The sequence below is a fragment of the Phreatobacter sp. genome, assembly GCF_051860605.1.
Lineage (GTDB): Bacteria > Pseudomonadota > Alphaproteobacteria > Rhizobiales > Phreatobacteraceae > Phreatobacter.
On record NZ_JBHYDR010000001.1, the window covers coordinates 374,345 to 398,024 of the forward strand.

Here is a 23,680-nt window from a genome sequence, read left to right on the forward strand (position 1 = left end):
AGCGGCTATCACGGAGCCATGGATCTCGGACTTCACGGAAAGACGGCCATCGTCTGCGGCGCCAGCCGCGGTATGGGCCGGGCGACGGCGGAGATGCTGGCCGCCGAGGGCGTCGCGCTCACCATTCTCGCGCGCAATCCGGAGCGTCTGGAGACGGCGGCGGCCGACCTTCGCGCCCGTTTCGGCGTGCCGGTCACGGCGGTTGCGGGCGACGTGACGACGGAGGCAGGCCGCGCTGCGCTCCTTGCCGCCTGCCCGGATCCGGACATCCTCGTTACCAATGCCGACGGCATGCCGCCCGGCGATTTCCGCTCCTGGTCGCGGGCGGACTGGATCGCCGCGCTGGATGCCATGATGCTGGCGCCCATCGACCTGATGAAGGCCAGTGTGGACGGCATGATGGCGCGCGGCTTCGGCCGCATCGTCAACATCGTCTCGCGCTCGGTGAAGATCCCGCAGGCGGAGATGGGCCTGTCGAACGGCGCACGCTCGGGTCTGGTCGGTTTCGTCGCGGGCCTGTCGCGCCAGACCGTGGCGCGCGGCGTGACCATCAACAACGTGCTGCCCGGCATCGTCGCCACCGACGCGCAGAAGCACCACGTTCAGAAGCTGAGCGAGATGACCGGCCGGCCGTTCGAGGCGATCTGGGCCGAGCGCGCTGCGCAGAACCCCGCCGGCCGCTATGGCGAGGCGGCCGAGATCGGCGCGACCATCGCCTTCCTGTGCTCGGCCCATGCCGGCTTCATCACAGGGCAGAGCATCCTGGTGGATGGCGGGCAATATCCGGGGACGTTCTGAAGGCGCGCGCGGATCGGCGATCCGGGCTCAGCCCGGCGCCCGCTCCACCTTCACACGCGACAGAATGATCGCGCCCGCGGCGAACATGACCAGCAGCACGCCGAGGCCGGCACGCTGGTCGTTGAGCGCCAGCGTCACCACGCTCGACAGGAACGGGCCGACGAAGGCCGTGACCTTGCCGGACAGAGCGAACAGGCCGAAGAACTGGCCGATCTGTTCGCGCGGCGAGACGCGCACCAGCAGCGAGCGCGAGGCGGCCTGCAGGGGGCCTGCCGCCGCCCCCATGACGCCGCCGAGGACCAGATAGATCTGCTCGGGCAGGGTGGCGAACAGGCCGTCTCCGGGCGCCGGCTTCGCCGTCTCGAAGACGAAGAAGACATGACCCGGCCCGATCAGCAGGATGGCGATCGTTGCAAGGCTGAGGAAGCCGATGGAGCCGATGACCACGGGCTTCGACCCGATGGAATCGTCGAGCCGGCCGCCGACCAGCGCGCCGATGGTGCCGGTCACCGTCAGCAGCATGCCGAACAGGCCGATCTCGATGGTGGTCCAGCCGAACACCCCGGCCGCATAGATGCCGCCGAGCGCGAACATGGCGACGAGGCCGTCCATGTAGATCATGTTGGCGATGAGGAAGGTCATCACGTTGCGATGCTTGCGCGCCTCGCGCAGCGTCGCGGCGATGCTGGAAATGCCGGTGCGGGTCGCCTCGCGCATGGTCATCCTGGCCGGCGCGTCGGGCGTGAACAGGAACAGCGGGATGATGAAGACGATGAACCAGAGGGCGGTGAGCGGGCCAGCGGCGCGGTCGCCCTCGCGCTGCATGGGATCGAGGCCGAACAGGGGGTTGAGGCCGATCAGCGTCTTGCCGGTATCGGGGCTCGCCACCAGGAAGCCGAGCATCAGGATCAGCGAGGCCATGCCGCCGATATAGCCAACGGCCCAGCCGAGGCCGGACAGGCGGCCGATGCGCTCGGGCGGCACGAGCCCCGGCATCATGGCATTGTTGAAGACCGTGGCGAACTCGGCCCCGATGGTCGCCAGAATGAAGGCGAACAGAACGATGGCGATGGTCTCCGGCGCGCCGGGCCGGCCGAACCAGAGCATGGCCGCGCCGAGGACGAGGATCAGGCCGAAGCCGGCGATCCACGGTTTGCGGCGGCCGGAGGCATCGGCAATGGCGCCGAGGATGGGCGAGAGCAGGGCAATGGCGACGCCCGCCGCCGCCGAGGCAAAGCCCCACATGGCCTGGCCCTGCACCGGGTTCGTGGCAATGGCGCTGGCGAAGAACGGCGCATAGACGAAGGTGTTGATCAGCGTGAAATAGGGCTGGGCCGACCAGTCGAACAGGACCCAGCCGGTGATGGCCCGGCGGGAGCCGGGCTTTGGCGAGGCATCGGGCGAGGCATCGGGCGCGGTGGACGGCTGCGATGTCATGACGGCACCCCGGCGGGCTCGGTGCGACAGTGATCCGGTCCCGCCGTCCATGCCGGCCCGCCCGGCAGGGCAGGCCCGATGGTTCAGCCGGGACCCCTGCTCATTCCGGCCAGCGGGCCAGACCCTCGGCGCCGTCCGCGGGCGTGCGGGAGACGTTGAGGACATAGGCCAGCAGGCTGTAGATGCCGACGAGGGCCGGGATCTCGACCGCGCCGCGCTCGCCGTAGCGGGCCAGGATGCGGTCATAGGTCGTGTCCGACCACCGTTTCGTGACGATCAGCTCGGCCACGGAATCGTGGATCAGCGTCTCCTCGTCAGTCATGCCGTCCGGCCGACGGCCTTCGGCAATCGCGGCGAGAATGGCGGTGGAGACCCCCGCCTTCTCGGCCTCCATGGCATGGACCGACCATTCGAACTGCTGCGAGAACGAGCGGGCGACCAGGCAGATGGCCAGTTCCTTCAGGTTCTCCGCCAGGCAGGAGCCGTAGCGCAACCGCCGGCCGACGGCCTCGACCTCCAGCATCAGGGCCGGCGAGCGCAGCAGCGGGCCATAGGGCCCGAAGGGCTCGGCCTTGCGGCGGGAGCGGAAATCGGCGGCCGCAGCCTCCTGTTCGGGGGTGTAGGTCGCCGGGTCGAGCGGCGGCAGGCGGTCGGGAGCGGCCATGGGAGTTCCGGTCTGCGATGCGGGAGGACGATCGGGGGGGCGCGGGACCCTGTCGGGACCGGGTTGCCGCGGTCGTGACTTCCGTTGGAAGGCTGATGACGGTTGGATCGAATCAATCGGGTGGCCACTTGCGGGGCCTCCGGTGTCATCATGCCGCACCGGGCGGCTTTGCCAAGGCCCCCGGGCGCGGGCCGGTGCTGCAGGATCGGAGGGCGGGCATGGAAAAGAGCGGCATGGAGAAAAAAGGCATGGAGAAGACCTGCACGGGCGAGGCCGCGAGGCGACAGGCCGGGATGCGCAAGGCGGCTCCGACCCTGCTGCACGGATGGCGCCGGCTCCGGGCCGCGCTCGTCGCACTGGTGGTCGGGACCCTGCCGTCTGCCGCACAGCCTCAGCAGGCGCCCGCGGCGCAGCCGGCCTGGCCGATCGTCGCCGGGGCGGCGCGCATCCATCCGGTTCTCGCCCCGAACGGCATGGTGGCGAGCCAGGAGGCGCGCGCCACCCGCATCGGCGTGGAGGTGCTGAGGCGCGGCGGCAATGCGGTGGACGCGGCGGTGGCGGTCGGCTTCGCGCAGGCTGTGACCCTGCCGCGCGCCGGCAACCTCGGCGGTGGCGGTTTCATGCTGGTCCATCTGGCCGCCCGCAACGAGACGGTCGCCATCGACTATCGCGAGACCGCGCCGGCGGCGGCGACGCCCACCATGTTCCTCGGTCCCGATGGCGAGCCGGACCCCAGGCTGTCGCGTGATTCAGGGCTCGGGGCCGGCGTGCCGGGTACGGTCGCCGGGCTCGCCGAGGCGCACCGGCGCTATGGCTCGGGCAAGCTGTCGCTCGCCGAACTCATCGCGCCCGCCATCCGGCTTGCCCGCGAGGGCATCCCGGTCGAGGAGGACCTTGCTGATTCGTTGCCGCTGATCGCGCCGAGGCTGGCCCGCTTTCCGTCCACCGCGCGGATCTTCCTGCGCCCCGACGGCACCGCGCTCCGCCCCGGCGACCGGCTGGTGCAGGAGGATCTCGCCCGCACGCTGGAGGCCATCGCCCAGCAGGGTCCGGCCGGCTTCTACGAGGGCGGCACCGCCAGCCGCATCGCCGCGGCGCTCGCAGCCCATGGCGGCATCATGACGGCGGCCGATCTCGCCGCCTATCGCCCGGTCATCCGCGACGTCGTGCGCGGGCGCTATCGCGGCTACGAGATCGCGTCCATGCCGCCGCCCTCCTCGGGTGGGGTCCATCTCGTGCAGCTTCTCAACCTGCTCGAGCCGTTCGAGCTCGGCCGGCGCGGGCACAACAGCGCCGAGGCCATCCACCTGATGGTCGAGGCCATGAAGCTCGCCTATGCCGACCGGTCGCAGTTCCTCGGCGATCCCGACAGCGTGCGCATTCCCGTGCGCGGACTGACCTCGCGCGCCTATGCCGACGGGCTGCGGACGGCCATCGACCCGGCCCGCGCGCGACCTTCCACCGACATCCGTGCCGGCGACCCGGCCCCGCACGAGGGCGAGCAGACCACCCATTTCTCGGTCGTCGACCGCGACGGCAATGCGGTCGCCAACACCTATACGCTGAACTTTTCCTACGGCCTCGGGCTGGTGGCGGAGGGCACGGGCGTGCTCCTCAACAACGAGATGGACGACTTTGCCGCCAGGGCGGGTGCGGCCAATGCCTTCGGGCTGGTGCAGGGTGCCGCCAACCTGCCTGGCCCCGGCAAGCGGCCGCTCTCGTCCATGACGCCGACCATCCTGTTCCGGGACGGCAAGGTGGCCATGGTGACCGGCTCTCCCGGCGGCAGCCGCATCATCACCATCACGCTGCAGACCATTCTCAACGTCGTCGACCACGGCCTGAACGTCGCCGAGGCGGTTCTCGCCCCGCGCGTCCATCACCAGTGGCTGCCGGACGCGATCGACGTGGAAGGCGGCCTGTCGGTCGACACGCTGGCGCTGCTGGCTGCGCGCGGCCACCGCACCGTGCCGCGCGGCACCTTCGGCAATGTCAACGCCATCGTCGCCGTGCCGGGCGGCTGGGCGGGCGCTGCCGACACACGCCAGCGCGGGACGCTCGCGGCCGGACATTGACGGCCGTCACCCCTGGGGGTGGAAGAAGTCATAGACGGCCTTCGCCGTGGTGGCATTGATGCCGGGCGCCTTCTGCAGGTCGTCGAGGCTGGCGCGCTCGATGGCCTTCAGCGTGCCGAAATGGTTGAGCAGGGCGCGCTTGCGCGTCGGGCCGATGCCGCCGATCTCGGCAAGGCCAGCCGAGCGGATGTCCTTCTTGCGCCGGCCGCGATGGGTGCCGATGGCGAAGCGATGGGCCTCGTCGCGCAGGCGCTGGACGAAATAGAGCACCGGATCGCGAGGCTCGAGGCGGAACGGTTCGCGGCCGGCCATGTGGAAAGTCTCGCGGCCGGCCTCGCGATCGCGGCCCTTGGCGATGCCGACCAGCGGCACGTCGTCGATGCCGAGATCGGTGAGGATCGCCTGTGCGGCGGCGAGCTGGCCCGGCCCGCCGTCGATGATGACGAGGTCCGGCCAGGACGCGTCCTCCGCGTCCCCGGCGCCATCCTTGCCTTCCCTGAGCAGCCGCCGGAACCGGCGCTCCAGCACCTCGCGCATCATGCCGAAATCGTCGCCCGGGGCGATATCCGACCTGATGTTGAAGGTGCGGTAGTCCTTGCGGCGGAAGCCCTCCGGACCCGCCACGATCATGCCGCCGACGGCGTTGGTGCCCATGATGTGGGAATTGTCATAGACCTCGATACGCTTCGGCGTGGTGTCGAGGCCGAAGGCGGCGGCGAGCCCGTCGAGCAGCTTCATCTGCGAGGCGCTTTCGGCGAGACGCCTGCCCAGCGCCTCGCGGGCATTCTGCAGGGCGTGGTCGACGAGGTCGGCCTTCTCGCCGCGCTTCGGGGTGGTGACCTCCACCCTGCGGCCGGCGCGCGAGCCGAGCGCCTCGGCGAGCAGGTCCTGGTCCTCGACCTGGTGCGAGAGCAACACCAGCGAGGGCGGCGGCTTGTCGTCGTAGAACTGGGCGACGAAGGAGGCGAGCACCTCGGCCGGTTCCAGCGAGCGGTCGGCCTTCGGGTAATAGGCGCGGTTGCCCCAGTTCTGGCCGGTGCGGAAGAAGAACACCTGCACGCAGGTCAGGCCGCCCTCCTGCACGGCGGCGAAGACGTCGGCCTCCTCGACCCCGCGCGGGTTGATGCCCTGCGTCGACTGGACGGCGGAGAGAGCCGCGAGGCGGTCTCGATAGACCGCCGCCCGCTCGAATTCCATGGCCTCGGCGGCCTCCTGCATCTGGCCGGCGAGCAACTGCTTCACCGCCTGGCTGCGGCCGGACAGGAAGGCCTTGGCCTCCTTCACGAGCGTTGCGTAGTCGCCCGGAGCGATCTCCTGCGTGCAGGGACCGGCGCAGCGCTTGATCTGGAACAGCAGGCAGGGCCGCGTGCGGCTCTCGAACACCGCGTCGGAACAGGAGCGCACGAGGAAGGCGCGTTCCAGCGCGTTGATCGTGCGCCCCACCGCCTGCGCCGAGGCGAAGGGGCCGAAATAGTCGCCGGGAACATTGCGCGCACCGCGATGCTTGGCGATGCGCGGGGCGGCGTGGTCGGCGGTGATCAGGATATAGGGGAACGACTTGTCGTCGCGCAGCAGCACGTTGAAGCGGGGCCGCAGCTGCTTGATGAGATTGGCCTCGAGCAGCAGCGCCTCGGTCTCGGTGCGGGTCGAGACGAATTCCATGGCGTGGGTGGCCGCCACCATGCGGGCGATGCGGCTGACGAGGCCGGTCGGCCGGGCATAGGCGATCACGCGCTTCGCGATCGACTTGGCCTTGCCGACATAGAGCACCTCGCCCTTCGCATCGATCATGCGATAGACGCCGGGGCCTTTCGGCGCGTGCTTCACCGCCGCCTTTATGACCGCGATGCCGGCGGCGATGGAACCGGCCGCCGGCTCGGCCTCGTCAGACGCCTGTGCGAGGTCGAGCACGGCCTCCTCGGCCTCGTCCGGGTCGGGGGCTTCGAGGTCGGTCAGGTCCGGGTCGAGGTCGGTGCGGCCGGGGCGGGTCATCGGGGCCTATATAGTCCACGATTCGCGCCGCCGCGTGCCCGATGCTGTCAGTGGCCCGCCGCTAGATGCCGATGCCCAGTGCCGGCAGCTTCAGCCCCTTCTCGCGGGCGCAGTCGATGGCGATGTCGTAGCCGGCATCGGCATGGCGCATGACGCCGGTGCCCGGATCATTCCACAGCACGCGGTAGAGGCGGGCGGCGGCTTCCGTCGTGCCGTCGGCGACGATGACGACGCCGGAATGCTGCGAATAACCCATGCCGACGCCGCCGCCATGGTGCAGCGACACCCAGGTGGCCCCGGAGGCGGTGTTGAGCAGGGCGTTCAGCAGCGGCCAGTCGGAGACGGCGTCCGAGCCGTCCTTCATCGCTTCGGTCTCGCGGTTGGGGGAAGCGACCGAACCGGAATCGAGGTGGTCGCGGCCGATCACGACGGGACCGATCTCGCCCTTCGCCACCATCTCGTTGAAGGCGAGGCCGAGCCGGTGGCGGTCGCCGAGACCGACCCAGCAGATGCGCGCCGGCAGGCCCTGGAACTGGATGCGCTCCTTCGCCATGTCGAGCCAGGTGTGCAGGTGCGGATCGTCGGGGATCAGCTCCTTCACCTTGGCATCGGTCCTTGCGATGTCGTCCGGATTGCCGGTCAGCGAGGCCCAGCGGAACGGGCCGATGCCGCGGCAGAACAGCGGGCGGATATAGGCCGGCACGAAACCGGGAAAGTCGAAGGCATCCGCCACGCCCATGTCCTTGGCCATCTGGCGGATGTTGTTGCCATAGTCGAGGGTCGGCACGCCCATGCGATGGAAGTCGAGCATGGCCTTCACATGGGTGGCCATGGACTGCTTGGCCGCCACCTCGACGGACTTCGGATTGCGCTCGCGCGCCTCCTCCCACTGGGCCAGCGTCCAGCCGGCTGGCAGGTAGCCGTTGATGGGATCATGGGCCGAGGTCTGGTCGGTGACCACGTCCGGGCGGATGCCGCGCGCCACCATGTCGGGAAAGACCTCGGCGGCGTTGCCGAGGAGGCCGACCGAGATGGGCTTGCCGGCCTTGTGGGAGCGGTCGACGATCTCCAGCGCCTCGTCGATGGTCTTCGCCTCGGCGTCGAGATAGCGCGTGCGCAGCCGCATTTCGATCCGGCTCGGCTGGCATTCGACCGCGATCATCGAGGCCCCCGCCATTGTGGCGGCGAGCGGCTGGGCGCCGCCCATGCCGCCAAGGCCGCCGGTGAGGATCCACCTGCCCTTCAGCGAGCCGCCGAAATGCTGGCGGGCGACCTCGGCGAAGGTCTCGTAGGTGCCCTGAACGATGCCCTGGCTGCCGATATAGATCCACGAGCCGGCGGTCATCTGCCCGTACATCATCAGCCCGAGCTTATCGAGATGATGGAAGTGGTCCCAGTTCGCCCAGCCCGGAACGAGATTGGAATTGGCGATCAGCACGCGCGGCGCGTCGGCATGGGTGCGGAAGATGCCGACCGGCTTGCCCGACTGGACGAGCAGCGTCTCGTCGACATCGAGCGAGCGCAGCGAGGCGACGATCCGGTCGAAGCTTTCCCAGTCGCGCGCGGCACGGCCGATGCCGCCATAGACGACAAGTTCGTTCGGCCGCTCGGCAACATCGGGGTCGAGATTGTTCATCAGCATGCGGAGCGCTGCCTCCGCGCCCCAGGTCCTGGCCGACATCTCCATGCCGTGGGGGGCGCGGATCAGCCGGGAATTGTCGAGACGGGTCGCCATGGTTCAGGCCTCCAGCTTGCTTGCGGCTTCGAGGATGGCAGAGATGATGCGGTCGAGCACGGCCTCGGTGCGGGCCGCGACCGGCGCCTCGTAGGTCCAGGGCGGCGCCTCCTGCATATAGGCCGACTGCGCCAGTTCCATCTGGATGGCGTGGACGTCGCGCTCCGGCGCACCGTAGTGGCGGGTGATCCAGCCGCCCTTGAACCGGCCGTCGGCGACGAAGCTCATGCCGGAGGCCTCGGCCGCGTCGATGGCGGCCGCGCGGATGGCGGGGGCGCAGGAGGTGCCGCCATTGGTGCCGATGCTGAACACCGGCAGCGTGCCGGGAAACAGGTTCGGCACCACGGACCGGATCGAGTGGCAGTCGTAGAGGACGCAATAGCCATGGCGGATGCGGGCGGCCTCGATGGCGCCGGCCAGGGCGACGTGGAACGGCGCGAAATAGAGGCGCCGGCGCCGGTCGATCTCGGCGGCATCCGGCTCGCAGCCGTCGCGGTAGATCGGCTCGGCGTCGAAGGTGGTGGTCGGGCAGAGCGTGGTGGTGTTCTGGCCGGGATAGAGCGAGACGCCCGAGGGGTCGCGGTTCACGTCGATGACGAAGCGGGAGAGCGTCTGGCGCACGACCGTCGCGCCGGTGCGTTCAGCGATGCCGGCATAGAGCCGGTCGATCCACCAGTCGGTGTCGGGCACCGCGCGGCCGCGATCGTTCAGCGCCACCGAGACCTCGGGTGGGATCATGGTGCCGACATGCGGCTGGCCGAGGACGAGGGGGCCATCGCCCGGGATGACGGTGACGGGGGTCATGGGACAGTCACGCGGGGCATGAGACGGAGCCATCGAACAGACGAGGCGGTGACGGATGCGCCGCTTCACCTCTCCCCGGCGGGGAGAGGTCGACGAGCGCAGCAAGGCGGGAGAGGGGTAGACGGCCGGCCAGGATGACGCGAAACTCCCTCACCCGGCCTGCGGCCGACCTCTCCCCGCCGGGGAGAGGGGAAGCGGGGGTTCCGGCAGCTGATTCCGAAACGGGAGGCACGCTGAAAATCATCCTCACGCCTCCCCGAACAGGCGCTCGACGACATGGCCGAAGGGCGTCGTCAGGCCGCCGGAGGCGACAAGCGTCGCGGCGCGCTCCATCTCGGCAGAGAGCGGCCGGTCCGTGTCGAGAACCGGTGCGATGCGGCGGATGGAGGCGTGTGCCTTTTCCAGCAGCGGGCTGGTCCTCAGGGGGTTGCGCATGTCGATGCCCTGCGCGGCCATCAGCGCCTCGATGCCGATGATGCGGCAGAGATTCTCGGCCATCGGTCCCAGCCGGCGGGCGCCGTGGGTGGCCATGGAGACATGGTCTTCCTGGTTGGCGGAGGTCGGGATCGTGTCAGTGACGGCGGGCGCCGCCTTCTGACGGTTCTCGGAGGCGAGGGCGGCGCTCGCCACCTCCGCGATCATGAAGCCGGAGTTGAGGCCCGGCTCGCGCACCAGGAAGGCCGGCAGGCCCGAGAGCACCGGATCGACCAGCATGGCGCAGCGGCGCTGGGCGAGATTGCCGACCTCGCAGGCCGCGAGCGCCAGCATGTCGGCGGCGAATGCCACGGGCTCGGCGTGGAAATTGCCGCCCGACAGCACGTCGCCATTGTCGGCCATGACGAGGGGATTGTCGGTGACGCCATTGGCCTCGTGCATCAGCATGGTCTGCGCCGAGCGGATGACGTCGAGCGCGGCGCCCATCACCTGCGGCTGGCAGCGGATCGAATAGGGGTCCTGCACGCGCGGATCGTCGGCGAGATGCGAGCGGCGGATCTCGCTGCCCTCCATCAGGGCGCGCAGCACGGCGGCGACGGTGATCTGTCCCGGCTGGCCGCGCAGCGCGTGGATGCGCGCGTCGAAGGGCGTGTCAGAACCGGCAATGGCATCGGTCGAGAGCGCCCCGGTGACCAGCGCCGCTGCAAAGGCGTTCTCGATCAGGAACAGGCCGTGAAGCGCCAGCGCGGTGGAGACCTGCGTGCCGTTGAGCAGGGCCAGCCCCTCCTTGGGGCCGAGCACCACCGGGGCCAGTCCGGCCCTTGCCAGGGCCGCGCCGCCGGCCATCCGCTCGCCGCCGAACATGGCCTCGCCCTCGCCGATCAGCACGGCGGCCATATGCGCCAGCGGCGCGAGGTCGCCGGAGGCGCCGACCGAGCCCTGCGCCGGGATGACCGGCAGGACGCCCCGCTCCAGCATGGCGGCGAGAAGGTCCACCGTCGCCGGCTGCACGCCGGAGGCGCCGTGGGCGAGGCTTGCCACCTTCAGCGCCAGAACCAGCCTGACGACCGGCTCTTCCAGCGGCGCGCCGATGCCGGCCTGATGGGATCGGACGATGTTGACCTGGAGCTGGGCCAGTTTCTCGGTCGCGATCCGCACCGAGGCGAGCTTGCCGAAGCCGGTATTGACCCCATAGACCGCATCGTTGCCGCGTGCCTTCGCCATCAGCAGGGCATGGCCCTCGGCGACGGCTCCCCGGGTGCCGGGATCGAGGCCGGGCGTGGCGCCTGCGGCAATGCGGCGCCAGAGTCCGAGCGGATTGGCACCGGCGCGGATGAGATCGGACATCAGGCGCCTCGATAGCGGGCAGAGAGCGGGTTGAAGCCGATCCGGTAGACCAGTTCGGCCAGCCGCTCCACCGACCAGAGGCAGAGGTCCGCCCGCCGGCCGGGTTCCAGCGCGCCGATATCGGCGCGGCCGAGCGCCTTCGCCGCATGGGCGGTGAAGCCGAGAAGGCATTCGGCGACGGTCATGCGGAACAGCGTCGCGCCCATGTTCATCGCCAGCAGCGGCGAGGTGAGCGGCGAGGATCCGGGATTGCAGTCGGTGGCCAGCGCCATGGCCGTGCCATGGCGGCGGAAGGCCTCGACCGGCGGCAGCTTCGTCTCGCGGATGAAGTAGAAGGCGCCGGGCAGCAGCACCGCCACGGTGCCGGCCCCGGCCAGGGCTGCGGCGCCCTCCTCGTCGGTATGTTCCAGATGGTCGGCGGAGAGCGCCCCGTGGTCGGCGGCGAGTTTCGCCCCGTGCAGGTTGGAAAGCTGGTCGGCGTGAAGCTTCACCGGCAGCCCATGGGTCCGGGCCGCCGCGAAGACCCGTGCCGTCTCCTCCGGCGAAAAGGCAATGCCCTCGCAGAAGGCATCCACCGCATCGGCAAGTCCGTGGCGGGCGATAGCAGGGATCATCTTGTGGCAGACGAGATCGAGATAGGCGCTGCTGTCGCCGTTCGCCTCGGGGGGAAGGGCATGGGCGCCGAGAAAGGTGGTGACGATGCCGATGTCGCGATGGTCGGCCAGGCCGCGCGCCACCCTGAGCTGCTTTTCCTCGGTTTCGAGGTCGAGGCCGTAGCCGGACTTGATCTCGACCGTCGTGACGCCCTCGGCGATCAGCGCGTCCAGCCGCGGCAGGGTCTGGTCAGTGAGGTCGCGCGGCCTGGCGGCGCGGGTCGCCTTCACGGTGGAGACGATGCCGCCGCCGGCCCGGGCGATTTCCTCGTAGCTGGCGCCCTTCAGCCGCAGCTCGAACTCGTGGGCGCGATTGCCGGCAAAGACCAGATGGGTGTGGCAGTCGATCAGGCCGGGGGTGATCCAGCGACCCTCGCAGCGCACCGTTTCCGCCGGATCGAGGCGGGGGGCATCGGCGCGCGGCCCGACATAGACGATGCGCCCGCCTTCGGTGGCGATCACGCCGTCGTCGATCAGGCCCAGGCCGCCATCCGGTCCGGTTCCCGCCATGGTCGCGAGCCGCGCGTCTCGAAACAGCCGGTCAACGCGCATGCTTGCCTCGCGGCACGTCGAAATCCCCGCCCAACAATGCTAGGCCGGGGACCGTAGCACGGAGACGGCGATGGACAAGCTTCATCTGGACGCGGCCCTGACGCCCGAGGGCTGGCGGACGGACCTGACGCTGACGGTCGATGCGCCTGGCCTCATCGCCGCCATCGACGCTGGGCCCGCGCCTGCCGGCGCCGCCCGCCTGCGCGGCGCCGTGCTGCCGGGCCTGCCGAACCTTCACTCCCACGCCTTCCAGCGCGGCATGGCGGGACTGACGGAGGTCGCCGGCCGGAGCGACGATTCGTTCTGGACCTGGCGCGACTGGATGTACCGGTTCGCCCTGGCGCTGGAGCCGGAGGATGTCGAGGCGCTTGCCGCGCTCGCCTATGTCGAGATGCTGGAAGCGGGTTTCACCAGCGTCGGCGAGTTCCACTACCTCCATCACGACCGGGATGGCCGGCCCTATGCCGACCCGGCCGAGCTTGCCCGCCGCTGCATCGCGGCGGCCGGCGACACCGGCCTTGGCATCACCATCCTGCCGGTATTCTACGCCCATGCCGGTTTCGGCGGCCTACCGCCGGGCGAGGGCCAGCGGCGCTTCATCTGCGATCTCGACCTGTTCGGCCGGATCGCCGAGGGCGCGCAGGCAGCGGCAGCGGCCTCGCCGCGCGCCGGCTTCGGCATTGCGCCGCATTCGCTGAGGGCAGTGACGGTCGATCAGCTTCAGGCCCTGACAGCTTCCTATCCGCAGGGGCCGGTCCATATCCACGTCGCCGAGCAGGTCAGGGAAGTGGAGGATTGCCTGGCCGCCCATGGCCGCCGGCCGGTGGCATTCCTCGCCGACACGGTGGCGCTCGATCCGCGCTGGTGCCTGATCCACGCCACCCATGCCGATGAAGGAGAGCGTGCCGCGATGGTCTCGGCCGGCGTGGTTGCCGGGCTCTGTCCGGTCACCGAGGCCAATCTGGGCGATGGCCTGTTCGCGGGCGTCGACTTCCGCCGTTCGGGGGGTCGATTCGGGGTCGGAACGGATTCCAACGTCGCCATCTCGGCCACCGGCGAACTGGCCATGCTGGAATATTCCCAGCGGCTCGCCACCCGGCACCGGACCGCCCTGGCCGATCGCGGCGGCTCCACCGGCCGCGCGCTTCTCGAGACCAGCCTTGCCGGCGGAGCCCAGGCGCTCGGCCTCGGACCGGCCGGCATCCGGGTCGGTGCCCCGGCCGATCTCGTGGTGCTGGACACCGATCACATCGCCTTTGCCGGCCGCAAGGGCGATGCGCTGGTCGATTCCTGGATCTTCGGGCCCTCGACCGGGGCCATCCGCGAGGTCCATGTGTCCGGGCGCAGGGTCGTCGATGGGGGCCGCCATATCGGCCGGTCGTCGATCGAGGCGCGGGCCCGCAAGGTGCTGCAGCGCATTTTGGCGAGTTAGGATTTATATCGTATAATCCGCAAATGGTCCTTGACCATCGTCACGCTGTCTGATAGGTTTTCGGCTATGTTCGAAAGCTGCGCCCGCAGGCCGGAGGGTCCCCGGCGGCGGGATGGTTTCAGGGCAGCAGATCCTTCAGGCGCAGCAGGGCGATGCGCTCGATCTGGGCCAGGGCCTCGGCGAACTCGGTCCCGGGATCATGGCCGATCCGCTGTTCGAAGGCGGTGCGGATATCGTCCTTGCTGCGGCCCTTCACGGCCAGGATGAACGGAAAGCCGAAGCGGGCGACATAGGCCGCGTTCAGCGCGGTGAAGGCTTCCCGCTCCGCATCGGTGAGCCGGTCCAGGCCGGCGGAAGCCTGTTCGCCGGTCGATTCGGCCGTGAGGCGGCCAGCGGCGGCCAGCCTGCCGGCAAGATCGGGATGGGCGCGGATGAGGGCAAGCTTGGCCGCGTCTTCCGCCGCGCGCATCACCGCGGTCATGGCGGCATGGAGCCCTTCGGCGCTGTCCTCGGCCGCCGTCAGGCCGGTGTCGAAGGCCCCTTCGGCGATCCAGGGCGAATGTTCCCAGATTCCGCCGAAGCGGGCGAGGAAGGCGGCCCGGTCGAGCCGGGAGGGGAGGAGGTGATCGGCCGTGAAGTTGTCGGCCTTGACGTCATTGGTCATGGGGCGGTCCGGGATGATCGCGCAAGGCTAGCCCGTGATCGCATGTCCGTCAGCCCGTCCGGTCAGTCCCGTCCCATCCCGTCAGTCCATGCGCTCGTTGGGATAGACGCCCCAGAGACGGTCCTGCTCGATCCAGCCGTCGAACCCCTCTCCGGTGAAGCGGCACCAGCGGCCGTTGCAGGTGCGAACGATGCCCTGCACCCGCGGTTCGAGCCGCGCCACGACGCGATCGCCGCCGGCGCGGTTCATCAGCGGGACGAGATCGGACGAGCTGCCGCGCGGCTGGACCATGCCGGTGCGCCGGCCCGACAGCATCGAGTGGAACACCCAGGTCTCGGTGCCTTCGTGGTCGCGGATGCGGCGCCAGTTCTCGAACTCGGCGGTGACCTCCACCGGCAGGCCGGAGCGCTGGTAGATCCAGATCACCTGATGGTCGCGGGTCGGACCCATCCGGGCGTTGATCCGCTCGGATTTCAGGCTGACGAAACGGGGGACCGGCAGCCGGGTCTGCGACCCGATGGAGCCGGTCGTCTCGCCGGCCGCAGCCGGCACCGGGCCGGCCAGCATCATTGCGGCGACAATCGCCGTCAGGGCATTCCAACGCATACGCCACCCGCACACAGAATACGCGCCGAGGCCTTCCGAAAGACAGGGGACCGGACAGGGCCGACGGCTTTGTCTGGCGCGGCCCATCTGATAGAGAGGTCGCACCGGGGGCCAGTGTCGCCCGGCACGGTTAAGACAGGCTTGACGGCTGCCGCCAAACAGCACGCCGGCGAGGGGAAGGACCAAGGGTTCCGGGCATGCCCAACCGCAAGAAGCCGCTGGTCGTCGTGACGCGCAAGCTGCCGGATTCGGTGGAAACGCGGATGTGCGAGCTGTTCGACACCCGCCTGAACATCGAGGACCGGCCGCTGAGCCAGGCCGAACTGGTCGAGGCGGTCAGGACCGCCGACGTGGTGGTGCCGACCGTCACCGACCGGATTGACGCGGCCGTGCTGTCCCAGGCCGGCCCGCAGCTGCGCCTGATCGCCAGTTTCGGCAATGGCGTCGACAATATCGACGTGGCATCGGCCATCCAGCGCGGCATCACCGTGACCAATACGCCCGGTGTGCTCACCGAGGATACGGCCGACATGACCATGGCGCTGGTCCTCGCCGTGCCGCGGCGCCTCGCCGAGGGGCTGGAGGTGCTGGAGCATGGCGAATGGCTCGGCTGGTCGCCGACCTGGATGCTCGGCAAGCGCATCCACGGCAAGCGCCTCGGCATCATCGGCATGGGCCGGATCGGCCAGGCGCTGGCCCGCCGCGCCGCCGCCTTCGGCATGCAGATCCACTACCACAACCGCCGCCGCCTGCCGGAGAAGCTTGAGCAGGGGCTGGAAGCGACCTATTGGGAGAGCCTCGACCAGATGCTCGCCCGCATGGACATCGTCTCGGTGAACTGCCCGCACACGCCGGCGACCTATCACCTGCTCTCGGCCCGGCGGCTGAAGCTGATGAAGAAGGACGCCTATATCGTCAACACGGCGCGCGGCGAGATCATCGACGAGGTGGCGCTGACCCGGATGATCGAGGCGGGCGACCTCGCCGGTGCCGGGCTCGACGTGTTCGAGCACGAGCCGGCGGTGAACCCGCGGCTCATCAAGCTGGCCAAGAAGGGCAAGGTGGTGCTGCTGCCGCATATGGGCTCGGCCACCATCGAGAGCCGCGTCGACATGGGCGACAAGGTGATCGTCAACATCAAGGCCTTCATGGACGGCCACAAGCCGCCGGACCGCGTGCTGCCGTCCATGCTGTGAACGGCGGCGCCTCAGTCCATGCGATCCCCTTCGGCCGGCGGCTCGTCGCCGGCACCGTCAAGATAGGCAACGAAATCCTCGCGGCGCGCGGCAGCGGCGCGCTTGCGGAAGAAGTCGGCCGTCTCCAGTGCGGAGAGCTTCTCGGCAACTGCGATATTGATGAACTGATTAAGGCTCGTACCATCGGCGGCCGCAACGCGCTCGGCGGCTGATTTCAGCGAAGGCTGAAGGCGCAGCGAATAATTGGCCTTGGTCATGCCAGTCTCCTCATTACCTCGGCTGGTTGCAGCACTTCGAGACCAAACCGGCCGGCTGCGCCAAAGTCCCGGACATTGAACGTCACGATGGCCCCGGCGCCACCGTTGATTGCCGTCTCCAACACCATCTCGTCCGCGATGTCCGAAAGCTGCGGACGCCAGAGATAGTGCAGCTTCACCGGTTCGACGAGGCTGGCGAGGTGGTCGAGAAACCCGCGGACCTGCTGTGCGTCGAGGCCGGTCGCCTCAAGCTGGCTCGGCCGTGTCAGAACGGCTTCATACTCCAGAAACAGCGGCACGCTGGCCAGGGCCGTGATTCTGGATTCGCCCACCAGCCGCAACAAGGCGTTCGAGGCGCCCAGCCTGCTCCTGCGGGCTGCGACAAGGACATTGGTATCGAGCACAACGCGCACAATAGCGCCAGGCTATCATGTTCCTGGGAGCATGCATACAGCAGGCAATCTCGGTGCGCGACGGATCCTGACCTACTCCTCCCCACCCGTCAGCAGGCTGGCATTGCCGCCGGCCGCCGCGGTGTTGACGGTGACCACCTGTTCGAGCGCGAAACGGGGCAGGTAGTGCGGCCCGCCGGCTTTCGGGCCGGTGCCGGAGAGGCCGGAGCCGCCGAAAGGCTGGGTGCCGACCACCGCCCCGATCATGTTGCGGTTCACATAGACATTGCCGTTGGCGAGGCGGTCGACCACCTGCTCGACCACGGTCTCGATGCGCGAATGGATGCCGAGGGTCAGCCCGGTGCCATTGGCGGCGATGGCGTCGAGCAACTTCGGCAGGGCGCCGGCCTTCCAGGTCACGACGTGCAGGACCGGGCCGAAGACCTCCTCGCCGAGGTCACCGGGTCGGTCGAGCCGGATGATGGCGGGGGGCACGAACAGGCCGGCCGGCGCATCGGCCGGAAGGTCCGCCTGCCAGACGAGGCGGCCGCTCGCGCGGGCGCTCTCCACCACGGCGTCCAGCCTTGCCTTCGCCTCCGCATCGATGACCGGGCCGACATGGGTGGCCGGATCGGCCGGGTCGCCGATCGTCAGTTCGGCGGCGGCGCCCCGGATCATCGCCAGCATGCGGTCGGCGACATCCTCCTGGAGGCAGAGCAGGCGCAGGGCCGAGCAGCGCTGGCCGGCGGACCGGAAGGCGGAGGTGACGACATCGTCGCTCACCTGCTCGGGCAGGGCCGTGGCATCGACGATCATCGCGTTGATGCCGCCCGTTTCGGCGATCAGCGGCACGATCGGGCCGTCCTTGGCCGCCAGCGCCCGGTTGATCCGCCAGGCCACCTCCGTGGAACCGGTGAAGGCGACGCCCGCCACGCGCGGATCGGCCACCAGCGCCGCGCCGACCCGCCCGTCTCCGGGCAGAAGCGCGAGGGCGTCCGGCGGAATGCCGGCGCGGTGGGCGAGCGCCACGGCGGCCGCGGCGATCAGCGGGGTCTGCTCGGCCGGCTTGGCAATGACCGCATTGCCTGCGGCGAGCGATGCGGCCACCTGGCCGAGGAAGATCGCGAGCGGGAAGTTCCACGGGCTGATGCAGACGATGGTTCCGCGCGCCCGCAGGGTGAGCCGGTTCTCCTCGCCGGTCGGGCCGGGCATCAGGCGGCCCTCGCCGAAGGTCCTGCGGGCCTCTGCGGCATAGTAGCGGCAGAAGTCGACGGCCTCGCGGATCTCGGCCACGGCGTCGTCCAGCGTCTTGCCGGCCTCGCGGGCCAGCAGGTGGCAGAGCATGCCGCGCCCGGCCTCCATCAGGTCGCCGAGGCGGTCGAGGGCTGCGGCCCGCATCTCGACGGGCGTGCGGCTCCAGGCGCGGAAGCCGGTGGCGGCAGCGGCAAAGGCGGCCTCGATGGTCGCGGCATCGGCCTCCTCCACCGCGCCGACGGCCGACCCGTCGACCGGGCTTGCCACTGTGCGGATGGCGCCACGCAGCACCTTGCCGGCAACCAGCGGCGCGGCCCTGTCCGGGGCGCTGGCGCCGCCGCCGGCGATTTCCGCGCGGAAGGCGGCAAGCGCCGCCCGGTCGCCGAACTCGACACCCGCCGAATTGACCCGATCCGCGCCATAGAGGGCGGCCGGCAGCGGCAGGCGGCGCGGCCGTGCATCGTCGGGCGTGCCGATCCAGTCCTTCGGTCGCTTCAAGAGGGTCTCCACCGGCACGGCCGGGTCGGCGGAGGCTGAGACGAAGGAGGAATTGGCGCCGTTCTCGAGCAGGCGCCGGACCAGATAGGCGAGCAGGTCGCGATGCCCGCCGACCGGCGCATAGGTGCGGCAGGCCGCAGCCGGCAGATCGGCCAGCAGGCGGTCGTAGAGCACCTCGCCCATGCCATGCAGGCGCTGGAACTCGAAGCCTCCCGGACCGCCCGCCTCTTCCAGGATCGCGGCGATGGTCAGCGCATTGTGGGTGGCAAATTGCGGGTAGAGCCGGGGGCGCGCCGCCAGCAGCCGCCGGGCGCAGGCCATGTAGTTCAGGTCGGTCATCGGCTTGCGCGTGAAGACAGGATAGTCGGCAAGGCCGCGCTCCTGCGCCCGCTTCACCTCGGTGTCCCAGTAGGCGCCCTTCACCAGCCGCACCATGAGCCGGCGGTCGAGCCGGGCGGCCGTCGCGTCGAGCCAGTCGATCACGGCGAGCGCGCGCTTCTGATAGGCCTGGACGGCGAGGCCGAACCCGTCCCAGCCCGCCAGCGAGGGATCGGCGAGGGCGGCGGCGATGACATCGAGCGAGAGCTCGAGCCGGTCGGCCTCCTCGGCATCGACGGTCAGGTTGAGATCATGGGCCCTGGCCGCGCGGGCGAGGCCGACGAGCCTTGGCACCAGCTCCCGCATGACGCGCTCGCGGTTCACCGCTTCGTAGCGCGGATGGAGCGCGGAGAGCTTCACCGAGATGCCCGGCCGGTCGGGCAGGGCCTCGTTGCCGGCCGAACGGCCGATGGCCTCGATGGCATCGCGATAGGATTCAAGATAGCGCGCCGCGTCGTCGGCCGTGCGGGCGCCCTCCCCGAGCATGTCGTAGGAATAGCGGAAGCGGCGGGCGGCGCCGGCCTTGCCCAGCGCCTCCGAAATGGTCTGGCCCAGCACGAAATGCGAGCCGAGCAGACGCATGGCCTGGCGTGTCGCGGCGCGCACGGTCGGCAGGCCGAGCCGCTTGCCGAGCGTCTCCAGAATGCCCTCGGGCGTCTCGCCGGGATGGATCACGCGGGCGGTGATGCCGAGCGCCCAGGCGGAGGCCGAGACCAGCCAGGCCTCGGACTTCGTGGCGCGATGGGCCCAGTCGGTGCCGGAGAGCTTGTCCTCGATCAGCGCATCGGCCGTGGTCGAATCCGGCACCCGCAGCAGCGCCTCGGCGAGGACCATGAGGGCGAGCCCCTCGCGGGTGGTCAGCGAATATTCGCGCAGGAAGTCCTCGATGCCGCCGAGGCCGCCCGTGGCGGCGCGGATGGCGCCGATCAGCTGGCGGGCCCGGGCGTCGATGCGCGCCTCGGCCTCCGGTGCGGGCCGGGCATGAGCCAGAAGCCGTGCGGCAATGGCTTCGTCGGCCTCGGCATAGGGGGCATGGAAGGGGGACAGTTCGGGCACGACGGGCCTCGGGAGCGGGAGAAGCGACAGCCGCTAGCCTATCCGCAAAGACGCAGTGGCTCGATAGGCAGAATTGCCAACCTAGCCAATGAAATCACTATCGACAGAGCAATCCATAGCGATTAACACGGATCGATGTCCGTCCTCCTCGACAGTCTCGACCGCCGCCTCCTGCGTATCCTCCAGTCGGACGGGCGCATCGCCAATGTCGAGCTTGCCGACCGGGTCGGCCTGTCGCCGACCGCGACCGCCGAGCGGGTCAAGCGCCTGACCCGCGACGGCATCATCGCAGGCTATGGCGCAAGGCTCGACCCGCAGAAGCTCGGCCGCAGCTTCCTCGCCTTTGTCGAGGTGACGCTCGACAAGACCACGCCGGACGTGTTCGACCGCTTCGCTCGCGCCGTGGCGACCGCGCCCGATGTGCTGGAATGCCATCTGGTGGCCGGCGGCTTCGACTATCTGATCAAGACGCGGGTCGCCGACATGGCGGCCTACCGCATCTTCCTCGGCGAGGTCCTGCTGTCGCTGCCCGGCGTGCGCGAGACCCGCACCTATGCGGTGATGGAAGAGGTGAAGACCGGAGGCAGCCTGCCGGTGTGAGCCGGCGGTCCCGGTCAGGGCACCGGGTGCTGCTCCAGCACGGACTCGCGAACCGGAACCGGGCTGTCGCCGGCACGCCTGTCGATGGCGCGAGCAAGGGACTCGCTGTGCCGGCGTGCATCGCGCGCAAGGTCCGCCAGCCGGCGGGTATCGAACCGGCCGCTGCGCATCATGACCTCGATGGCGGCCAGGGCCTGCCTGAGGCCGGCCAGGGCGTCGCGATCGGTCATGCCATCTCCCGGCGTCTGCATATCCATGGCGGAATGCTGACGGGCCCGGGTTTCAGGCGAGCGCCGTGGTGCCTGCCGTTCTGTTGCGGCGCAGGAAATGCGCGGACGTCACCCCGGCAGGAGCGCGGTCCGGCTCTCCAGGGCCGCATCGACCGCGTCCTTCGAATAGGGCAGCGGCACGTAGTCGCCGGCGATCCAGGCGCCGAACAGGTCGCGATAATGCGGCGAGTCCGGTCGGCCGGACTGGCCGGGCGTGTTGACCACGACCGAGCGGTCGAGGTCGGCCAGATCGCAGACCAGGCGGAAGGACGAGCCCATCATCGTGCGGAAGTCGGTCGGCCGGTAGCCGGTGTGCATGGGGGTGACGCTGGAGCCCGCATGCGGCAGCGGGCCGACGGAATAGGCCCGGGCAAGCTCGGGCGACAGGCGGAAGGCGAGCGGATGCTCGAACATGCCGTGATGCAGCCGGCCCCACGACCAGTCGCCGGTCTGCGGGCCGAGCAGGCGCTTCGCCTCGCCGAAGGCCGCCGTCAGCGAGGTGATCAGCAGCCCGTCGCGCGCCGCCACCGGATCGGGACCGAAGCGGTCGTCGGGCGCCTCCAGCGCATCGATCGTGCCGTCGACATCGCCCGGAACGATGAGACCGTGCAGGCGGGCAGGGACAACGGCATCCCACAGCGCCTTCTTCAGGTGCCGGGACCACCACAGTTCGAACAGGGCGCCGGCGGCTGTCTCGCGGGTCAGGGCATGGTCCCAGGAGCCCAGCAGGGCCAGCGCCTCGGCCGTTTCAGGATCGTCCGATGACAGGCGCGACAGCAGGGCGCAGAGCCGGCGGGCAGGCACCGAGACGACGTCGGTCTGGAGCGCCCGCGAGACCGCAAGCGTATGCGGGGAGACCGAGGACAGGACCTCCTCGATGCGGGTGGCGCGCGCCCGGTCGACCCATTCGAAGCCGAACGGATAGGCCTTGTGGTCCCAGCCGTCCGGCACGTTCATCTCATTGGCCGAAAAGACGAAGCCGCGCGGCGGATTGTGGGACATCGGGGCCTGGCTGCGGTCGCGGAAGCCCGCCCATTCGTAGCGCCCGTCACCCGGCACCGGCAGCAGGCCGTCCCAGTTGGGCCGGATCGGATTGATGCCGCACGGAATCCAGGCGATGTCGCCCGCCTTGTCGGCATAGACGAGGTTGCAGGAGGGCGTGCCCCAGGTGACGGCTGCGGCGCGGAACTCGGCGAGATTGCGGGCGCGCATCAGTTTCAGCGCCACCAGATAGGGGGCCGTGCCCGGCTCGAAGCCGACCGACCGGACGGCATAGGCGCGCCTTGCCGCCGCGTCCTCGAAGACGACCGGGCCGTGGCGGGTGAATTTCAGCGTCAGGACCTGGTCGGCATGCCCGCGAACCGGCACCGCCTCGTCGACCCGGCGCATGCGCTCCCAGCCGCCGTCATAGCGGTAGAGGTCGGGATCGTCCGGGTGGATGTCGTAGACGTGGACGTCCTCCTGATCGATGTAGAAGATCGTCAGCCCCCAGGCCAGCGTGCCGTTGTGGCCGATCATCACGCCGGGAACGGAGGGCTCGCCCGCCCCCACCACGTCGAGGCCGGGGCAGGTCAGGTGGACCACCATCCTCAGCGAGGGCATGCCGTGCAGGCGGTGCGGATCGGAGCCGAGGATCGGCATGCCGGTATCGGTCTTCGTGCCGTGGATGGCCCAGTTGTTCGAGCCGGTATGCTGGGCATCCAGCACCACTTCGAGAAAGTCCGTCGTCCTGCGCCATTTCGCGGCGTCCTCCAGCGGCGCGGTGAGGCGCTCCTCGCTGAAACTGGCATTGGCGGTGGCGAGCTTGATCAGGTCCAGCGCGGCCAGCGGCACGGAGGCCGGGTCGAGGCCGTCCGGAACCGTCGGGACGATCTCCGGCTCCAGCTTCTTGCGCAGCGTGTCGGTGCGATGGTCGGCCGAGGCCAGAACCTGGCAGCGCAGGATCTCGGACAGGGCGTTGCGCGAGAGGGAATGCGTGCGCACGCGCACCACGTCATCGGCCGTCCAGCGCGCGGGCTTCGTGCCGACGAGGCCGAACTCGAAGGACAGCAGCGAGGGATCGGCCTCGGTCATGGCGACGAAGGCGTTGATGCCGTCGGCGAAGGCGGTGAACACCTCCCGCGCATTCGGCCCATAGGCGGCGAACTCGGCATCCATGTCGCCGCGATAGAGGAACAGGCGCGAGGCGCGGTCCTGCTCCAGGTAGCCGGGGCCGAAATCGCCGGCGAGCAGGCCGAGGCCGCGCTTGCGGAAGACATCGATCTGGAACAGACGCTCGCGGGCCGCGTGAAAGCCCTGCAGGAAGAACAGGTCGTGCTCGTTCTCCGCGCGGATATGGGCGATGCCGTTGCGGTCGATGCCGATGGAGCCGGGGGCGGAGAGACCTGCAAGGGTCAGGGTTTCGCTCGCGATCATCGGTTGGGCCCTCGTTCTGCTGGCATGGGGGCGGCACACTGCCACCATGGACCCGGCCCGTCACCCGTCCGGGCCGGATGGGGGACCTGCACCGCGCTGCGGACGCGGCGCCCGGCCGCGTCTTCGCCTCTGGACAGCGGCGGCGGGCATGCCAGACTGGCCGCTCCCTTC

At 69.9% G+C, this 23,680-nt stretch carries 18 protein-coding genes and 1 pseudogene; 5 read left to right on the top strand and 14 right to left on the bottom strand.

What is annotated here, in order from left to right; all coding sequences use genetic code 11:
- Nucleotides 1–18: 18 nt before the first annotated feature.
- Entirely contained in the window at nt 19–798 is a 780-nt protein-coding gene (locus tag ACTIFS_RS01735) for an SDR family oxidoreductase (RefSeq protein WP_439572304.1), read from the top strand.
- Nucleotides 799–825: 27 nt separating this feature from the next.
- On the opposite strand, the gene ACTIFS_RS01740 is transcribed toward ACTIFS_RS01735, so the two are convergent.
- A complete protein-coding gene (locus tag ACTIFS_RS01740; RefSeq protein WP_439572305.1) occupies nt 826–2,235 on the bottom strand; it encodes an MFS transporter in 1,410 nt (469 codons plus the stop codon).
- A gap of 100 nt (nt 2,236–2,335) precedes the next feature.
- The gene (locus ACTIFS_RS01745; protein WP_439572306.1) at nt 2,336–2,899 is read right to left on the bottom strand and encodes a carboxymuconolactone decarboxylase family protein; all 564 of its coding nucleotides are present in this window, start codon (nt 2,897–2,899) and stop codon (nt 2,336–2,338) included.
- Between the two features lie 293 nt (nt 2,900–3,192).
- Here ACTIFS_RS01745 and ggt point away from each other — a divergent pair, with 293 nt between their 5' ends.
- Nucleotides 3,193–4,974, top strand: a complete 1,782-nt coding sequence (gene ggt, locus ACTIFS_RS01750; protein ID WP_439572496.1) for a gamma-glutamyltransferase — start codon at nt 3,193–3,195, stop codon at nt 4,972–4,974.
- A gap of 6 nt (nt 4,975–4,980) precedes the next feature.
- On the opposite strand, the gene uvrC is transcribed toward ggt, so the two are convergent.
- The 5 genes from uvrC to hutI form a co-directional block, all read right to left on the bottom strand.
- A complete protein-coding gene (uvrC, locus tag ACTIFS_RS01755) occupies nt 4,981–6,966 on the bottom strand; it encodes an excinuclease ABC subunit UvrC (RefSeq protein WP_439572307.1) in 1,986 nt (661 codons plus the stop codon).
- A gap of 61 nt (nt 6,967–7,027) precedes the next feature.
- Nucleotides 7,028–8,701, bottom strand: a complete 1,674-nt coding sequence (gene hutU, locus ACTIFS_RS01760; protein ID WP_439572308.1) for a urocanate hydratase — start codon at nt 8,699–8,701, stop codon at nt 7,028–7,030.
- A gap of 3 nt (nt 8,702–8,704) precedes the next feature.
- Nucleotides 8,705–9,505 (bottom strand): N-formylglutamate deformylase, encoded by an 801-nt coding sequence (gene hutG / locus ACTIFS_RS01765; protein WP_439572309.1) that lies wholly within the window; start codon nt 9,503–9,505, stop codon nt 8,705–8,707.
- Nucleotides 9,506–9,751: 246 nt separating this feature from the next.
- Nucleotides 9,752–11,287 (bottom strand): histidine ammonia-lyase, encoded by a 1,536-nt coding sequence (gene hutH, locus ACTIFS_RS01770; RefSeq protein ID WP_439572310.1) that lies wholly within the window; start codon nt 11,285–11,287, stop codon nt 9,752–9,754.
- Nucleotides 11,287–12,492 (bottom strand): imidazolonepropionase, encoded by a 1,206-nt coding sequence (hutI, locus tag ACTIFS_RS01775; RefSeq protein ID WP_439572311.1) that lies wholly within the window; start codon nt 12,490–12,492, stop codon nt 11,287–11,289. Before hutI ends, hutH begins: the two co-directional genes overlap by 1 nt.
- 70 nt (nt 12,493–12,562) lie before the next feature.
- On the opposite strand from hutI, the gene ACTIFS_RS01780 reads away from it, so the two are divergent.
- On the top strand, nt 12,563–13,924 hold the full coding sequence (locus tag ACTIFS_RS01780) for a formimidoylglutamate deiminase (protein ID WP_439572312.1): 1,362 nt from the start codon (nt 12,563–12,565) through the stop codon (nt 13,922–13,924).
- 118 nt (nt 13,925–14,042) lie between these two features.
- Here ACTIFS_RS01780 and uraD read toward each other — a convergent pair.
- A pseudogene (gene uraD, locus ACTIFS_RS01785) lies at nt 14,043–14,546 on the bottom strand (2-oxo-4-hydroxy-4-carboxy-5-ureidoimidazoline decarboxylase); the annotation flags it as partial.
- A 123-nt stretch (nt 14,547–14,669) separates the two neighbouring features.
- Nucleotides 14,670–15,194, bottom strand: coding sequence for an SH3 domain-containing protein (locus tag ACTIFS_RS01790; RefSeq protein ID WP_439572313.1), 525 nt, complete (start codon nt 15,192–15,194; stop codon nt 14,670–14,672).
- A 197-nt stretch (nt 15,195–15,391) separates the two neighbouring features.
- Between ACTIFS_RS01790 and ACTIFS_RS01795 the strand changes: the two genes are divergently transcribed.
- The gene (locus ACTIFS_RS01795; protein WP_439572314.1) at nt 15,392–16,390 is read left to right on the top strand and encodes a 2-hydroxyacid dehydrogenase; all 999 of its coding nucleotides are present in this window, start codon (nt 15,392–15,394) and stop codon (nt 16,388–16,390) included.
- Between the two features lie 11 nt (nt 16,391–16,401).
- On the opposite strand, the gene ACTIFS_RS01800 is transcribed toward ACTIFS_RS01795, so the two are convergent.
- From ACTIFS_RS01800 to putA, 3 genes are all read right to left on the bottom strand, one after another.
- Nucleotides 16,402–16,647, bottom strand: coding sequence for a toxin-antitoxin system HicB family antitoxin (locus ACTIFS_RS01800; protein WP_439572315.1), 246 nt, complete (start codon nt 16,645–16,647; stop codon nt 16,402–16,404).
- Nucleotides 16,644–17,051, bottom strand: coding sequence for a putative toxin-antitoxin system toxin component, PIN family (locus tag ACTIFS_RS01805; RefSeq protein WP_439572316.1), 408 nt, complete (start codon nt 17,049–17,051; stop codon nt 16,644–16,646). Before ACTIFS_RS01805 ends, ACTIFS_RS01800 begins: the two co-directional genes overlap by 4 nt.
- An 81-nt stretch (nt 17,052–17,132) precedes the next feature.
- A complete protein-coding gene (gene putA, locus ACTIFS_RS01810; protein WP_439572317.1) occupies nt 17,133–20,225 on the bottom strand; it encodes a bifunctional proline dehydrogenase/L-glutamate gamma-semialdehyde dehydrogenase PutA in 3,093 nt (1,030 codons plus the stop codon).
- A gap of 135 nt (nt 20,226–20,360) precedes the next feature.
- On the opposite strand from putA, the gene ACTIFS_RS01815 reads away from it, so the two are divergent.
- Nucleotides 20,361–20,825: an Lrp/AsnC ligand binding domain-containing protein gene (locus ACTIFS_RS01815; protein WP_439572318.1), complete on the top strand. Its 465-nt coding sequence runs from the start codon at nt 20,361–20,363 to the stop codon at nt 20,823–20,825.
- A gap of 14 nt (nt 20,826–20,839) precedes the next feature.
- Here ACTIFS_RS01815 and ACTIFS_RS01820 read toward each other — a convergent pair whose 3' ends face one another.
- Together ACTIFS_RS01820 and ACTIFS_RS01825 are read right to left on the bottom strand one after the other, a co-directional pair.
- Nucleotides 20,840–21,055 (bottom strand): hypothetical protein, encoded by a 216-nt coding sequence (locus tag ACTIFS_RS01820; protein ID WP_439572319.1) that lies wholly within the window; start codon nt 21,053–21,055, stop codon nt 20,840–20,842.
- 108 nt (nt 21,056–21,163) lie between these two features.
- A complete protein-coding gene (locus ACTIFS_RS01825; RefSeq protein WP_439572320.1) occupies nt 21,164–23,509 on the bottom strand; it encodes a penicillin acylase family protein in 2,346 nt (781 codons plus the stop codon).
- Between the last annotated feature and the right edge of the window lie 171 nt (nt 23,510–23,680).

What these genes read in the sequence shown, in the direction of transcription:
- ACTIFS_RS01800 (WP_439572315.1), bottom strand. Translation starts at nt 16,647, where the DNA reads ATGACCAAGGCCAATTATTCGCTGCGCCTTCAGCCTTCGCTGAAATCA.
- ACTIFS_RS01820 (WP_439572319.1), bottom strand. Translation starts at nt 21,055, where the DNA reads ATGACCGATCGCGACGCCCTGGCCGGCCTCAGGCAGGCCCTGGCCGCC.
- ACTIFS_RS01825 (WP_439572320.1), bottom strand. Translation starts at nt 23,509, where the DNA reads ATGATCGCGAGCGAAACCCTGACCCTTGCAGGTCTCTCCGCCCCCGGC.
- ACTIFS_RS01780 (WP_439572312.1), top strand. Translation starts at nt 12,563, where the DNA reads ATGGACAAGCTTCATCTGGACGCGGCCCTGACGCCCGAGGGCTGGCGG.
- ACTIFS_RS01740 (WP_439572305.1), bottom strand. Translation starts at nt 2,235, where the DNA reads ATGACATCGCAGCCGTCCACCGCGCCCGATGCCTCGCCCGATGCCTCG.
- ggt (WP_439572496.1), top strand. Translation starts at nt 3,193, where the DNA reads ATGCGCAAGGCGGCTCCGACCCTGCTGCACGGATGGCGCCGGCTCCGG.
- ACTIFS_RS01735 (WP_439572304.1), top strand. Translation starts at nt 19, where the DNA reads ATGGATCTCGGACTTCACGGAAAGACGGCCATCGTCTGCGGCGCCAGC.
- uvrC (WP_439572307.1), bottom strand. Translation starts at nt 6,966, where the DNA reads ATGACCCGCCCCGGCCGCACCGACCTCGACCCGGACCTGACCGACCTC.
- hutG (WP_439572309.1), bottom strand. Translation starts at nt 9,505, where the DNA reads ATGACCCCCGTCACCGTCATCCCGGGCGATGGCCCCCTCGTCCTCGGC.
- ACTIFS_RS01790 (WP_439572313.1), bottom strand. Translation starts at nt 15,194, where the DNA reads ATGCGTTGGAATGCCCTGACGGCGATTGTCGCCGCAATGATGCTGGCC.
- ACTIFS_RS01745 (WP_439572306.1), bottom strand. Translation starts at nt 2,899, where the DNA reads ATGGCCGCTCCCGACCGCCTGCCGCCGCTCGACCCGGCGACCTACACC.
- hutH (WP_439572310.1), bottom strand. Translation starts at nt 11,287, where the DNA reads ATGTCCGATCTCATCCGCGCCGGTGCCAATCCGCTCGGACTCTGGCGC.
- hutU (WP_439572308.1), bottom strand. Translation starts at nt 8,701, where the DNA reads ATGGCGACCCGTCTCGACAATTCCCGGCTGATCCGCGCCCCCCACGGC.
- hutI (WP_439572311.1), bottom strand. Translation starts at nt 12,492, where the DNA reads ATGCGCGTTGACCGGCTGTTTCGAGACGCGCGGCTCGCGACCATGGCG.
- ACTIFS_RS01795 (WP_439572314.1), top strand. Translation starts at nt 15,392, where the DNA reads ATGCCCAACCGCAAGAAGCCGCTGGTCGTCGTGACGCGCAAGCTGCCG.
- ACTIFS_RS01815 (WP_439572318.1), top strand. Translation starts at nt 20,361, where the DNA reads ATGTCCGTCCTCCTCGACAGTCTCGACCGCCGCCTCCTGCGTATCCTC.